This is a genomic window from Luteibacter jiangsuensis, from assembly GCF_030812295.1.
Lineage (GTDB): Bacteria > Pseudomonadota > Gammaproteobacteria > Xanthomonadales > Rhodanobacteraceae > Luteibacter > Luteibacter jiangsuensis_A.
In genome coordinates this window covers 748,954-763,008 of the sequence record NZ_JAUSSK010000003.1, presented here as the reverse complement: position 1 = coordinate 763,008, position 14,055 = coordinate 748,954, and the positions used below count along the sequence as shown (strand labels likewise).

Genomic DNA, 14,055 nt, shown 5'->3' with positions numbered 1-14,055 from the left:
CGGACAGCCGAAGCGGCTACGCCCTCGCCACGAGACGTTGCATAGCCTGCCGCATCGCCAGTGGCTTCAGCGGCTTGTAGAGCACACTTCCTCCCGCATCCTGGAGCCGTGCGCGCAGGTCCATGTCGCGGTCGGCGGTAACGAATACCGTGGGCACGTCACCGAAGCGCGCGCGCAACACACGCAAGGCATCGAGTCCCGTGCGTCCCGCGTCGAGGTGGTAGTCGAGCACGAGCAGGTCCGGCACGGTCGCCTGACCTTCGGGGGTGCGCAACGCGTCGACCGTCCAACCAAGGCCTCGCAAGAGCGTGGCGGTGGCGACGAGCGCCGCCGGATCGTTGTCCACCACGATCGCGTGGCCGGCGATCGCCGCCACGAGTGCAGGCGGTGGCGGTGCTTCGATCGCGCCGTACGGGGCGCCGGGCGCGACGACAGCGAAGACGCTGCCGCGCCCCGGCCACGAACGCAACGCCAGCGGGTGGCCCAACAGGGTTGCCGTGCGTTCGGCGATGGCAAGCCCCAGACCCAGGCCTTGTCCTGCCGCCGCGTCGCCCCGGCGGAACGCCTCGAAGATCACCTCGCGGTCACCGGGAGCGATACCGGGCCCGGTATCCCACACCTCGATGCGTATTCCGTCAGCCGCCCGGCGGCAACCCAGCAGCACGCGCCCGCCTTCGGCGTAGCGCAAGGCGTTGGCGAGGAAGTTCTGCACGATCCTGCGCAGCAATTGCGGATCGGTACGCACCCACGCACGGGTCGGTACGCAATCGAAGCGGATACCCCGCTCCACCGCGAGCGCACGACTTTCCGCCGCGAGTGGCCCGATGACGTCGGCGAGCGCCACGTCGGCGACACGTGGCTCCAGCCTGCCGCCTTCGAGACGCGCGATGTCGAGCAGGCCGGCAAGCAGGTTCTCCGTGGCGGCCAGCGCGCCATCGAGGTGCCGTGCCGTTTCATCGTCGCCGTGCCCCGAACGCAAGGCATGGGCGAAGAGTTGCGCGGCATGCAGCGGCTGCAGCAGGTCGTGGCTCACCGCCGTGAGGAAGTGGCCCTTGGCCTCGTTCGCCTGGTGGGCGGCCGCCATCGCCTGCTGCAGTTCGACCGTGCGTTCGGTCACCCGCAACTCGAGTGTTTCGTTGGCGCGGATCAGTTCGTCCTCGGCCTCGCGGAACGACGTGACGTCGGTGAAGGTGGCGACATACCCTCCACCCGGCATCGGATTGCCGCGGATTTCCACCACCGTCCCATCGGGAAAGCGGCGTTCGGCGAGGTGCGGCGAACCGCGGCGCATGTGCGCGATGCGGCGCTCCACGCGCGAGTCGATGTCACCGAGACCGATCAACCCGCTGGCGACGTTATGGCGGACGAGATCGGTCGCCGGGCGACCCACGCGCAACATGCCCGGTGGGTAGCCGAAGAGTTCCGCATAGGGTCTGTTCCACGCCACCAGCCGCAAGTCCGCGTCCACCACGCAAATGCCCTGGCTCATCGTTTCCAGGGCGGCTTCGAGTACGCGCTGATTGAAGCGCAGGTCCTGGGTCGCTTCGCCGACGATCGCGGCGACGGTGTCCAGTTCGTCCCGCCGTTGCCGATGGACCACCTGCAATAGCAGGCGGGCCGAGCCGGCCCCGATCACCGCCGCCAGTTCGTGTTCCACGAGTGCCGCGAGCGCCCCGCCCGCGGCACCCTGCGACGGTGCCTCGGCAAACAAGGCATGGACGCGCTCCTCGGGGAGGAACCGGGCGGCCAGCGCATGCAGGTCACCGACGTCGACACCACCGAGTTCCGCCGAAGGCAAGGCCGCGCGGCCGTAGCGCGATGGCGCGACCAGGGCGATCGTGGCGATATTCGCGCCGAGCCCCAATACCACGGCGCGGCCGAGGCGGCTCCAGTCGTCGAGCCCGAGCAGGCGATCCGGCGCCAGCCAACCGATGCCGAACGGTCCCGCCACCACCCACGCCGGCCCGGGCGCCACCAGGGCGGGCAGCACGACATACAGCCACACCAGGGTGCCGGCGACGAGCCCGGCGCCCACGGCGCGCGCGCCCGTGCGCGGACGGTAGACGGCGATCAACAAGGCGGGAGCAAGACCGGCCAGTGCGGAGAACGAGATGCCGCCGATATCCGCCAGCGCGTCGTTACCCGCGAGCATGCGGCTATACGCCCAGGCGAGAAGGATCACCACGACGATGGCCACGCGGCGCTGCGTGATGACCTGCCCGCGCAGGTCACCACGCTCGTCGCGACCCCAGCCGCCAAGCACGCGCAGCGGAGCGATGAAGTGGTTCACCACCATCAGGCTGAGCGCCAGCGTGGCGACGACGACCATGCTGGTCGCCGCGGACAAGCCGCCAAGGAACGCGAACAAGGCCAACCCGCCCTGCTGGCGTGACAGCGGCAAGGCCAGCACATAGAGATCGGAGGGCACGCCGAGCGGCGCGAGGGTGGCGTCACCCAGCCTCGCCAGGGGCAGGATCGGCAACGAGATCAGCAGCATGTAGGCGGGAAAGAGCCATCTCGCGGTACGCACGTGGCGCACGTCGCGGCATTCCACCATGCCCGCGTGGAACTGGTGCGGAAGCGTGAACATCGCCAGCGCACCGAGCAGGATCAAGGCGGGAAAGCCGCTGGCGTCGTGCGGCATGGCCGCGGCGCGCGCGACCGCGACCGGGTCCGGCGCGGCGTCGATCAGCAGTGTCCCCAGCGCGAGCATCGCGGCCAGCTTGAACAGCGATTCGAATGCCATGGCGAGGACGAGGCCACGGTTGTGCGCCATGGCCGAGGCGCGGCGCGTGCCGAACAGCACCGCGAACGCGGCCATCAGCAGGGCGACGTAGAGGGCGCTGTCCTGCCACGCCGGTGCCTCGGCATCACGCCCACGAGCGAGCAGGCCGTAGCTCATAGCCACAGCTTTCAGTTGCAAGGCGATATAAGGAACGATGCCGATCAGCATCACCACGGTGACCAGCGCCGCAAGCCCGCGATGCCTGCCCAGGCGGGCGGAAACCAGGTCGGCGACCGATCCCGCGTTGTAGTCGCGGGCCATGACGACGAGCCGCCGCAACACCCCCACGGCGAACAGGTACATCAGGATCGCGCCGACGAAGGTCGGCGGAAGCCACCATCCCGAACGCGAGGCCTGGGTGACCGTGCCGTAAAAGGTCCATGAGGTGCAGTGGATCGCAAGGGAGAGCGCGTAGACGATCGCCCAGCGACGCTCGAGGAAGGCGGGCTTGCGCTCGCCGAAGAGCGCCACGGCGAAGAGCATGCACAACCAGAGCGCCGCGGCGGTGGTGACGATCCAGGGGCTCATGGGTGAGGGCCGAGAGCGTCGCCGCTGAAGCGGCTCCCACAGGGGGCTGCAGCGGCCGGGCTTCCAGAGGGAACCCCCGCGATGGGGCTTCCGGAAGAGACTCCCGCGATGGGGCGATCTTCTGTGGGAGCCGCTTCAGCGGCGACATGCCTCATTTCACGGCTGGAAGCCCCAACCCACGCAGCGCATCCACCAGCCAGCGCAACTGCACGCCGGCGCGTGTGTCGTAGTTCTCCCCCGAATATCCCCACCAGTCCCAGCATGCCTGCGGATTCAATGGCGCGAACACCGCGCGGGTCTGAGGATACAGGACCGCCACGTCGTAGACGTCCGCCCAGCGGTTGAGCCCGGCGTCCTCCACGAAGGCCTTCCCGACCAGGTCCGCGTTCTGCTTGCAGCCGTGCAAGGCGACCATCACGCCGCAGGGTTTCCCGGCAAGGCAATCCGGCGGCAGGTACACGTACCCCGTCGAGGCCAGGAAGGCGTCCTTGCCGTCCTTCCTGTACGCATCCTGGTCGAATGCGCGAACTTCGCCGCGTGCCGTCGAGGCGTCACGCGAAGGCTTCCCATAAAGCTTCGCGAAGATCTCCCCGGCGGCGTCGAAACCGCAATGGCCGAGAAAGGGCGAGACGGATTTGCCGCAGTCGTCGCCCTTGGCCGCGATCGGCAGGTTGTGGGCGAAGGCGCGGTCGCCGTCGTCGATGACGCTCATGCCCGCGAGGGACGGATCGGCCTTCTTCAACGCATCGTAGAAGCCGGCCGAGGCGTGTCCCACCGCCGGTGCCACCAGCGCGTCCTGCGCGCCATGCAAGGCATAGATCTTGGCCGAGGCGAGCCTCGACAGCGGACCGATCTCGCCCTTGGCGGCGCGCGACTGCGCCTGTGCCGCAAGTGCGGCGACATCAGGCACGGGCGTTCCCTTCATGCAGCTACCCAAGGCCACGTCGAGCTTTCCCCGGGCGCAACCGTAGGGACCGCCGGCAACCAGGGCCGCGCCATGGAATACGTCCGGATAGGCTACCTGTGCCTGGGTGGCCATGTAGGCGCCCGAAGACAGGCCGGCGACCGTGACGCGCGACGCGTCGATCTTCAGCGAAGGCAACGCGGCGGGAGCATCGGCGGCGGAAGCGCCACCGGCGAGCAAGGCGAAGGCAAGCAACAGACGGCGCATGGGATTCCCCTTGTCAGAAGTTGTAGCGCACCGACGCGTAGTAATTGCGCGGCATGCCGTAGTACGCCGTGCGGATGTTACCGACGCTCGAGAACTCCTGGCCATCGGTCTTGTAGACCTTGTTCGTCGCATTGCGGACGCCGGCGCGGAACTGCCAGTGCCCGTCGCCGGAATCGAAGATGCCGAACGCGCCGACGAGCGTGTATGCCTTCTGGCTCAGCGCCGCGTAGTTGTCCACGCTGAGCCACGTCTCGGTACGGTAGGAGGCGTCGGCGCCGACGGTCAGTGCGCCACCCGCGAGATTGAAGGTCTGCGTGGCGGCGACGCGTGCCGTCCACTTCGGCGAGAACGGCACGTGGTCGTGGATGGTCGGGTTGTACTGGGGGTTCGACGGATCGAGTCGCGCATCGTCGAAGCGGTCGTACTTCGCCTTCAGGTAACCGATCTGGGTGCTCAGGCGCGTGCCCTCCCCCACCAGTGCGACGCCTTCCGCCTCGAAGCCATCCATCTTCAGCTTCGCGGCATTGATCACCGGAAAGGCGAAGGTCGGCGTCAGCGAGCCGGGATTCTGTATCTCGGAGACACGCGCCTGGAAATCCTTGTAGTTGCTGTGGAAAGCCGCGAGGTTGGCTTGCAGGCGGTTATCCGCGCTGCGCAGCTTCAGGCCCGTCTCGAAGGTCCAGACGTATTCCGGGTCGAACTCGGCCGTCTTCGCCTCGGCGGCCGAGTTCGCACGGCCGTTGAAACCACCCGACTTGAAGCCGCGACTGGCGGAGACATACCACATCGTCTGCGGGTCGAACTGCTTTTGCAGGCTCACCGTCGGCGTCCACGCCGTCCAGTCCTTGTTGCGCGCGAGCGGCACGGTTTCGTTCAAGGCGGCCAGCGGCGCGCCCCAGAACGTGCTGGTCGTGCGGTCGTAATCCTTGCTTTCCCTGCTGTAGCGAATGCCGGCGGCAAGCGTCCAGCTCGGAACGAATTCCCAGTTCACGTGAGCGAAACCCGCCCAGCTTTTCGTCGTGAGGTCGTCGCCGATGGTGCGCAGGAACGGCACCGTCCGGCCCGCGATGGCGAACAGGTCGTCGGCGAACGCGTACTGCGTGGACGGCACGTTCTCCCGCAGGAAATACGCGCCGAACACCGATTGGAGGTTACTGCCGTTATCGAAGGCCAACTGCAGTTCCTGGCTGGCCTGCTTCTGGTGGAAGCCGACGAAGACGTCGCCCAGCTCGAACTGCGAGGCGTCGATGTCGATATAGGATTCGCTGTCGAGCTTGCGGTAGGCGGTGATGCTCTTCAGGTTCCACTGGTCGGACAATTTCCAATTCATGTTCAGCGCCACGCCCTTGTGCGTGAGCTCCTGGCCATCATTCGACGGGAACGAGGTTCTCGTATGGAAATTGTATTTTTCGTCGAGGTTGGGCTGCAGCAAGGTCACCGTGCCGAGGACGAGGTCGGTGCGCGTGAGCCGCGACACCGGCTGGCCAAGCGTGAGCGCCGTGTCCATCTTCGTGTAGTCGAGGGCCAATACGCCGTCGAAGGTGTCCGAAGGATGGAAACGCAGCTTGCCCCGGATCGACTTGGTGTCGTCGTTGTTGAAGTCGTGGCCGCTGTAGTCGTGGACATAACCGTCGTTGCGCGTGATCGCTCCGGCCAGCGAGGCCGACCAGGCGCCATCCTTGCCCAGCGGCGTCGAACCGTAGAACCGGCCCTCCCGGCGGCCATAGTTACCGAAGGTGGCCTCGACGGACCCTTCCGGCGTGGCGCCCGGATTCTTCGTGACGACCTTGACCGCACCGCCGGTGGAGTTCTTTCCGTACAACGTGCCCTGCGGTCCACGCAGCACTTCCACGTGGTCGACGTCGAACAGGCTGATGAGGGCGCCCTGGATGCGGGAGTAGTAGACATCGTCCACATACATGCCCACGCCCGGGTCGAAGGTCTGCAGCGCGTCCGGCTGGCCGATGCCACGGATGAAGATATTCACCGACGACGACGAACCGCGCCCCTGCACGATGTTCATGTTCGGCACGGCGCCTTGTAGCCCATCGATGCTGGTCGCCTGCAGGTCCTTCATGTCCTCCTCGGAGAAGGCACTCACGGCGACCGGCACTTTCTCCAGCGATTCCTCGCGACGCCGGGCGCTCACGGTAACCTCGGTCAGCTGCGTGGCCTCCTGCTGCTTCTTCTTCGCCTCCGTCGTTGTTGGCGCGTTCGCCTGGCCGGCGTCCTGTGCCATGGCGGGAAGCGTGGCGGCGAAACCGATTGCCAGACCGATCGCCAGCGTCAGCGGTGCGTGCTTCATGGACATCCCCCGGATACCTGTGCGCGACGCCCCCTCGGCGCCGAATGACACGAAGCATAGGAACAGGCCGTGATGGCCACACTTGTACCTTGGTACAGTGCCGCGCCATCCCCCGCCTGCGGATACTCGCCGTCCGACGGACGCATAGACCGACCTGGGGACGGATGTTTCGATGGCATTGCTGATCGTGCTGGCCGCGCTGGCCTTCCTGATGCTGGTCGCCTATCGCGGCTACAGCGTCATCCTGTTCGCGCCGGTGGCGGCGCTGGGCGCGGTCGTGCTGACCGACCCCGGCCTCGTCGCGCCGATGTTCACCGGCCTGTTCATGGACAAGATGGTCGGCTTCCTCAAGCTGTACTTCCCCGTGTTCATGCTCGGCGCGGTGTTCGGCAAACTGATCGAGCTCTCGGGTTTCTCACGCTCCATCGTCGCCGGCACCATCGGCCTGTTCGGCGAGAAGCGCGCCATCCTTTCGATCGTGCTGGTCTGTGCGCTGCTCACCTATGGCGGCGTGTCGTTGTTCGTCGTCGTGTTCGCTGTCTATCCCTTCGCCGCGGAACTGTTCCGCCAAGCACGGATACCGAAGCGGCTGATCCCCGGAACGATCGCGCTGGGGGCCTTCACCTTCACCATGGACTCACTGCCGGGCACGCCGCAAATCCAGAACATCATCCCCACGGCATTCTTCGGCACCGATACCTGGGCCGCGCCGTGGCTCGGCACGCTGGGCTCGGTCTTCATCCTCGCCGCCGGTCTGTTCTACCTTGAGCGCCGCCGGCGCGCCGCGGCGGTCGCAGGCGAAGGCTACGGCGATGACCTGGCCAACGAGCCGGTCGCGTTCACCGGCGAGCGCCTGCCGCACCCTCTGATCGCCCTCCTGCCCCTGGTCGTCGTGGGCGTGGCGAACAAGCTGCTCACCGTGGCGATACCGCGCGTCTACGGCAGTACCCAGTCCTTCGTTCCCACCGTCGTCGGCAGCGCGCCGCCGGTCGTGCAGGAGGTTTCCAAGGTGGCCGCCATATGGGCGGTCGAAGGGGCGCTGCTGCTCGGCATCGCCTGCGTGCTGGCATGCGCCTGGCGTCCCGTCGCCACCCGCTTCGCCGAAGGCAGCAAGGCCGCCGTGGGCGGTGCACTGCTCGCTTCGATGAATACGGCGTCCGAGTATGGCTTCGGTGCCGTGATCGCCGCGCTGCCCGGCTTCCGCACGGTCGCGGATGCCTTGCATGCGATACCTAACCCGCTCGTCAACGAGGCCGTCTCCGTCACCGCGCTCGCCGGCATCACCGGTTCGGCCTCGGGCGGCCTCAGCATCGCGCTCGGCGCCATGAGCCAGTCCTTCATCGAGAACGCGCACGCCGCGGGCATCCCGATGGAGGTGCTCCACCGCATCGCGGCGATGGCGTCGGGGGGCATGGACACGTTGCCACACAACGGTGCCGTCATCACCTTGCTGGCCGTGACCGGCCTCACCCATCGCCAATCGTACCGCGACATCTTCGCGATCACCGTCATCAAGACCCTCGCGGTCTTCGTGGCGATCGTCGCCTACTACGCGCTCGGGGTGGTCTGACCGCGCGCATCACACCACGGAGGCAAAGCCATGCGTTTCACCATGTCGCTGTTCGCCCTGTTGTTGCTCGTCTGCGGTTCCGCCCACGCGGCCTGTGTCGATTCCGTCGTGCTCGTGCACGGCAACACCGGCAGCCCATCCGACTTCCAGGCCACCCACGATCTGCTCCGCCAGCGCGGCTATGCCGAATCGCAGATCCTCGCGCCCAGCTGGGGCAACGCGTTCTGCGCCGCCTGCAACGACCACAACGGCAGCGAGGAAACGCCGGTGGAGAACGCCATCGTCGATGCGCTGGCCTCCTCCTGCACGGGCAAGATCGACGTCATCGGCCACTCGATGGGCGCCACCCTCGCCGCCCGCGTGATCGACCGCATCGGTGCCTCGGGCTCGGTCGACACCTTCATCGGTATCGCGGGGGCCTTCCGCGGCCTCTATTCGTGCGGCATGTATCCCTTCAACGTCGCCACGACGACCTGCGGGGCCTGGGGCCTGTCGATCGGCAGCCCCTTCCTCAACGGCATCGCCGGGCATCGCTTCGGCGCGAAGATGTATTCGTTCAAGTCGTACGCCGACGAGATCAACTGCTACGGCGGCGTGTGCCTGGTCTATGGCGTGCACACGTCGCAGATCCAGGGGGAAACGGCCAGCTACACGTTCCCCTACGGGCATTACGGCCTGCTCTGGTATACCGCCACCCAGCAGGCCGATCTGCTCTGAGGCGTCAGCTGTAGCGAACGCCGATGATCTCGTAGCTCTTCACGCCATTGGGCGCGGTGAAATCGAACTCGTCGCCTTCGCTCTTGCCGATGAGGGCACGGGCGATAGGCGACGACACCGCGATGAGGTTCTGCTTGATGTCGGCCTCGAGGTCGCCCACGATCTGGTAGGTGACCTTCGTGTCGGTGTCGACGTCGACCAGGTCGACGATCGCACCGAAGACGATGCGCTTGCCGACGCCGAGGCGCTCGGTGTCGATGATCTCGGAGTTCGACAAGGCGGCTTCGAGTTCGCCGATACGGCCCTCGTTGAAGCCGTGCATCTCGCGTGCGGCGTGATATTCGGCGTTTTCCTTGAGATCGCCGTGCGCACGCGCCTCGGCCACCGCCGCGATGATTTCCTGGCGCTTCGGGCCCTTCAGGTACTCCAGTTCCGCGCGCAGGCGCTCGGCGCCCTTCTGGGTCATGGGAGGACGGGTGCTGCTCATGCGTTGAGCTCCTTGTGCAGGTCCTGCAGGCTGTTCACTTCGCCATTGGCGTGGAAGTCCAGCGAGTGCACCAGGGCACGCGCACCTGCGACGGTCGTGGAATACGTGACGCGCTGCTGCAACGCCTCGCGACGGATCGAGAACGAATCGGAGATGGCCTGCTTGCCTTCCGTCGTGTTGACGATATAGACGACCTCGCCGTTCTTGATCAGGTCGACGATGTGCGGCCGGCCCTCGAGCACCTTGTTGATGCGCTCGCATTTCACGCCGTTGTGCTCCAGGAACGCGGCCGTACCGGTCGTGGCGACGATCACGTAACCGCGCGCGGCGACGTCCTGGGCGATCGGCAGCAGGCGGTCCTTGTCGGCGTCACGCACCGACATGAAGACCTTGCCTTTCGGCGGCGCCTTGATCCCGGCGGCTTCGTGGCCACGTGCGAAGGCGGCGCCGAAGCTGCGGCCGACGCCCATCACCTCGCCCGTGGAACGCATCTCGGGACCGAGGATCGGATCGACGTTCTGGAACTTCAGGAACGGGAAGATCGCTTCCTTCACCGAGTAGTACGACGGGATGATCTCCTTCGTCGTGCCCTGGTCGGCGAGCGTGCGGCCGGCCATGGCACGCGCGGCGATCTTCGCCAACGACATACCCGTGGCTTTGCAGACGAACGGTACCGTGCGCGAGGCGCGCGGGTTCACCTCGAGGATGAAGACATCGTCGCCCTGGATGGCGAACTGCGTGTTCATCAGGCCGATGACCTTCAGTTCGCGGGCCAGCTCGGTGACTTGGCGGCGCATCTCGTCCTGCACTTCCTGCGAGAGCGAGTACGGCGGCAGCGAGCACGAGGAATCGCCCGAGTGCACGCCGGCTTCCTCGATGTGCTCCATGATGCCGCCGATCAGGACGTTGCCCTCGGCGTCGGCGACGATGTCCACGTCCACTTCCACCGCGTGGTCGAGGAAGCGGTCGAGCAGCACCGGCGAATCGTTGGACACCTGCACGGCGTCGCGGATGTAGCGCGACAGGTCGGCGTCCGCGTAGACGATTTCCATGGCACGGCCACCGAGCACGTAGCTCGGGCGCACGACCAGCGGGTAGCCGATCTCGCGGGCCAGGGCCAACGCTTCGTCGGCATTGCGCGCGGTGCGGTTCGGCGGCTGCTTGAGATCGAGCTTGGTGATCAGCTGCTGGAAACGCTCGCGGTCTTCCGCCAGGTCGATCGACTCGGCGGAGGTTCCGATCACGGGCACGCCGGCGGCTTCGAGCGCGCGCGCGAGCTTCAGCGGCGTCTGCCCGCCGTACTGCACGATCACGCCCTTGGGCTTTTCGAGGTCGACGATCTCCAGCACGTCTTCCAGCGTCAGCGGCTCGAAGTACAGGCGGTCGGAGGTGTCGTAGTCGGTGGAGACGGTTTCCGGGTTGCAGTTGACCATGATGGTCTCGAATCCATCCTCGCGCAGGGCGAGCGCCGCGTGCACGCAGCAGTAGTCGAACTCGATGCCCTGGCCGATGCGGTTCGGGCCACCGCCCAGGACGATGATCTTTTCCTTGTCGGTGGGGTTGGCCTCGCACTCTTCCTCGTACGTGGAATACATGTACGCGGTGGTGGTGGCGAACTCGGCGGCGCAGGAGTCGACGCGCTTGTACACCGGGCGCACGCCGAGCGTACGGCGCACGTGGCGCACGGCGGCCTCGTCGGTGCCGACCAGTTCGGCCAGGCGCGCATCGGAGAAACCCATGCGCTTGAGTTCACGCATGCGCGGCTCGTCGAGCGCGGTAAGGCCCTGGCGCTGCACTTCGCCCTCGGTCATCACGATGTCCTCGAATGCGGCGAGGAACCAGGGATCGATGCGGGTGAGGTTGTGCACTTCTTCCAGCGAAAGGCCCGCTCGGAAGGCGTCGGCCACGTGGAAGACGCGATCCGGGCGCGGTTCGCGCAATTCGCGCTTGAGGATCTGGAATCCTTCCTCGCTGCCGATATCCAGTCCCGTCGGGTTCAGTCCGGTCTTGCCGATTTCCAGGCCACGCAGGGCCTTCTGCATGGATTCGTGGAAGGTGCGGCCCATCGCCATCACCTCGCCCACCGACTTCATCTGGGTGGTGAGGCGGGCGTCGGCGGCCGGGAACTTCTCGAAGGCGAAGCGCGGGATCTTGGTAACGACGTAATCGATCGACGGCTCGAACGAGGCCGGGGTGAGACCGCCGGTGATGTCGTTCTTGAGCTCGTCGAGCGTGTAGCCCACGGCGAGCTTGGCGGCGACCTTGGCGATCGGGAAGCCGGTGGCCTTGGAGGCCAGCGCGGACGAACGCGACACGCGCGGGTTCATCTCGATGACCACGACGCGGCCATCCTCGGCGTTGATGCCGAACTGCACGTTGGAGCCGCCGGTATCGACGCCGATCTTGCGCAGCACCGCGATGGAGGCGTTACGCAGGCGCTGGTATTCCTTGTCCGTGAGGGTCTGCGCGGGGGCGACGGTGATGGAATCGCCCGTGTGCACGCCCATCGGGTCGAAGTTCTCGATCGAGCAGACGATGATGCAGTTGTCCGCCTTGTCGCGGACCACTTCCATCTCGAATTCCTTCCAGCCCAGCACCGATTCCTCGACAAGCACCTCGTGCACCGGCGAAAGCTCGAGGCCGCGGCCGACGATCTCGACGAATTCTTCCTTGTTGTAGGCGATGCCGCCACCCGAACCACCCAGGGTGAAGCTCGGGCGGATGATGGTCGGGAAGCCGACGGTGGTCTGGATTTCCAGCGCCTGTTCCATCGAGCGGGCCACTTCGGCCTTCGGGCACTCCAGGCCGATCTCGGCCATGGCCTTGCGGAACAGGTCGCGGTCTTCCGCCATGCGGATGGCGTCGCGCGACGCGCCGATCAACTCGACGTTGTACTTCTCCAGCACGCCGTTGTCGGCGAGGTCGAGCGCGCAGTTGAGACCGGTCTGGCCACCCATCGTGGGCAGCACGGCATCCGGGCGCTCCTTGGCGATGATGCGCTCGACGGTCTGCCAGTTGATCGGCTCGATGTAGACGGCATGGGCCGTCTCCGGGTCGGTCATGATCGTCGCCGGGTTCGAATTGACCAGGACGACGCGGTAACCCTCTTCCTTCAGCGCCTTGCATGCCTGCGCGCCGGAGTAGTCGAACTCGCAGGCCTGGCCGATGACGATCGGGCCGGCGCCGATGACGAGGATGGTCTTGATGTCTGAACGCTTGGGCATGGTTTCTCTCGCGAATCGAAGGCTGATGGTCTAGCGGGCGGCGGTACGGCGTCAGGACGCCTTGGTCGCCTTGCCCTGCTCCATCGAGGCGATGAACTGGTCGAACAGGTAGCCGACGTCCTCCGGGCCCGGGCTGGCTTCCGGGTGGCCCTGGAAGCAGAACGCCGGGCGGTCCGTCAGGGCGAAGCCCTGCAGGGAGCCGTCGAACAGCGAGGTATGGGTGATGCGCACGTTGGCCGGCAGGGTATCCGGGTCCACCGCGAAACCGTGGTTCTGCGAACTGATCAGCACGCGGCCCGAATCGTGGTCCTTCACGGGGTGGTTCGCGCCGTGGTGGCCGAACTTCATCTTCAAGGTCTTCGCGCCGATCGCCAGCGCCAGGATCTGGTGGCCCAGGCAGATACCGAACAACGGGATCTTCGTTTCGAGGATTTCGCGCGTGGCGGCGATCGCGTAGTCACACGCGGCCGGGTCGCCCGGGCCATTGGCGAGGAAGATGCCATCGGGGTTCATCGCCAGCACTTCCGAGGCTGGTGTCTGCGCGGGAACCACGGTGATGTCGCAGCCGCGGCTGGCGAGCAGGCGCAGGATGTTCTGCTTCACGCCATAGTCGAAGGCCACCACGCGGTATTTTTTCGGCGCATTGTAGAACGCTTGCTTGTCGAGGTCGTAGACGCCCTCGCTCCACTGGTAGGTCTTGGTGGTGCTGACCACCTTGGCCAGGTCCATGCCGTTGAGGCCCGGGAAGGCCCTGGCCTTGGCCACCGCGGCGTCCGCGTCGATGCCTTCGCCAGCCACGATGCAGCCGTTGAGCGCGCCCTTCTCGCGAAGGATGCGGGTGAGCCGGCGGGTGTCGATACCCGCGATGGCGACCACGCCGTGGCGGGCAAGGTAATGCGGCAGCGGTTCGGTGCTGCGCCAGTTGCTGGCCAGGCGCGGAACGTCGCGGACGATCATGCCGGCCGCGTGGACGCGGTCGGCCTCGACGTCGACGTCGTTCGTGCCGGTATTGCCGATGTGGGGATAGGTGAGCGTGACGATCTGGCGGGAGTACGACGGGTCGGTCAGGATTTCCTGATAACCGGTCATGGCGGTGTTGAACACCACCTCGCCAACCGTCTCACCGCGGGCACCGACCGCGTGGCCGTGAAAAACGCTGCCGTCTTCGAGAGCAAGCAGAGCAGGAGTACGCATGGGATGGCCGCCTTCAGGTGCAGCAAAGCCCGCAAGCCAGCAAAAAGCGGCTCGTGGGCCTTGGGGATAAGGAA

8 protein-coding genes are annotated in these 14,055 nt (G+C 66.4%); 2 read left to right on the top strand and 6 right to left on the bottom strand.

Annotated elements, in window-relative coordinates; translation table 11 throughout:
• Positions 1-16: 16 nt before the first annotated feature.
• The 3 genes from J2T07_RS13450 to J2T07_RS13440 all read right to left on the bottom strand — a co-directional run bounded on the left by J2T07_RS13450 (position 17) and on the right by J2T07_RS13440 (position 6,789).
• Entirely contained in the window at positions 17-3,313 is a 3,297-nt protein-coding gene (locus J2T07_RS13450) for a hybrid sensor histidine kinase/response regulator (protein ID WP_306850593.1), read from the bottom strand.
• Positions 3,314-3,464: 151 nt separating this feature from the next.
• Positions 3,465-4,484: an extracellular catalytic domain type 2 short-chain-length polyhydroxyalkanoate depolymerase gene (locus tag J2T07_RS13445; RefSeq protein ID WP_306850592.1), complete on the bottom strand. Its 1,020-nt coding sequence runs from the start codon at positions 4,482-4,484 to the stop codon at positions 3,465-3,467.
• Between the two features lie 13 nt (positions 4,485-4,497).
• Complete coding sequence (locus J2T07_RS13440; RefSeq protein ID WP_306850591.1) at positions 4,498-6,789, bottom strand: TonB-dependent receptor; 2,292 nt, start codon at positions 6,787-6,789, stop codon at positions 4,498-4,500.
• A 172-nt stretch (positions 6,790-6,961) separates the two neighbouring features.
• On the opposite strand from J2T07_RS13440, the gene J2T07_RS13435 reads away from it, so the two are divergent.
• Together J2T07_RS13435 and J2T07_RS13430 are read left to right on the top strand one after the other, a co-directional pair.
• Positions 6,962-8,359 carry a GntP family permease gene (locus tag J2T07_RS13435; RefSeq protein WP_306850590.1) on the top strand — a complete coding sequence of 466 codons (1,398 nt, stop codon included), beginning with the start codon at positions 6,962-6,964 and terminating at the stop codon, positions 8,357-8,359.
• A gap of 30 nt (positions 8,360-8,389) precedes the next feature.
• Positions 8,390-9,076, top strand: a complete 687-nt coding sequence (locus J2T07_RS13430; RefSeq protein WP_306850589.1) for an alpha/beta fold hydrolase — start codon at positions 8,390-8,392, stop codon at positions 9,074-9,076.
• Positions 9,077-9,080: 4 nt separating this feature from the next.
• Here the strand turns inward: J2T07_RS13430 and greA are convergent, their stop codons facing one another.
• From greA to carA, 3 genes are read right to left on the bottom strand one after another with little or no spacing between them, the layout of a single operon-like run.
• Positions 9,081-9,563: a transcription elongation factor GreA gene (greA, locus tag J2T07_RS13425; RefSeq protein ID WP_306850588.1), complete on the bottom strand. Its 483-nt coding sequence runs from the start codon at positions 9,561-9,563 to the stop codon at positions 9,081-9,083.
• Complete coding sequence (carB, locus tag J2T07_RS13420) at positions 9,560-12,787, bottom strand: carbamoyl-phosphate synthase large subunit (RefSeq protein ID WP_306850587.1); 3,228 nt, start codon at positions 12,785-12,787, stop codon at positions 9,560-9,562. Before carB ends, greA begins: the two co-directional genes overlap by 4 nt.
• A 51-nt stretch (positions 12,788-12,838) precedes the next feature.
• The gene (gene carA, locus J2T07_RS13415; RefSeq protein WP_306850586.1) at positions 12,839-13,981 is read right to left on the bottom strand and encodes a glutamine-hydrolyzing carbamoyl-phosphate synthase small subunit; all 1,143 of its coding nucleotides are present in this window, start codon (positions 13,979-13,981) and stop codon (positions 12,839-12,841) included.
• Positions 13,982-14,055: the final 74 nt, after the last annotated feature.

Excerpts from the sequence above, each read along its gene's own strand:
- carB (WP_306850587.1), bottom strand. The coding sequence starts at position 12,787 with ATGCCCAAGCGTTCAGACATCAAGACCATCCTCGTCATCGGCGCCGGC.
- J2T07_RS13445 (WP_306850592.1), bottom strand. The coding sequence starts at position 4,484 with ATGCGCCGTCTGTTGCTTGCCTTCGCCTTGCTCGCCGGTGGCGCTTCC.
- J2T07_RS13430 (WP_306850589.1), top strand. The coding sequence starts at position 8,390 with ATGCGTTTCACCATGTCGCTGTTCGCCCTGTTGTTGCTCGTCTGCGGT.
- J2T07_RS13450 (WP_306850593.1), bottom strand. The coding sequence starts at position 3,313 with ATGAGCCCCTGGATCGTCACCACCGCCGCGGCGCTCTGGTTGTGCATG.
- greA (WP_306850588.1), bottom strand. The coding sequence starts at position 9,563 with ATGAGCAGCACCCGTCCTCCCATGACCCAGAAGGGCGCCGAGCGCCTG.
- J2T07_RS13435 (WP_306850590.1), top strand. The coding sequence starts at position 6,962 with ATGGCATTGCTGATCGTGCTGGCCGCGCTGGCCTTCCTGATGCTGGTC.
- J2T07_RS13440 (WP_306850591.1), bottom strand. The coding sequence starts at position 6,789 with ATGAAGCACGCACCGCTGACGCTGGCGATCGGTCTGGCAATCGGTTTC.
- carA (WP_306850586.1), bottom strand. The coding sequence starts at position 13,981 with ATGCGTACTCCTGCTCTGCTTGCTCTCGAAGACGGCAGCGTTTTTCAC.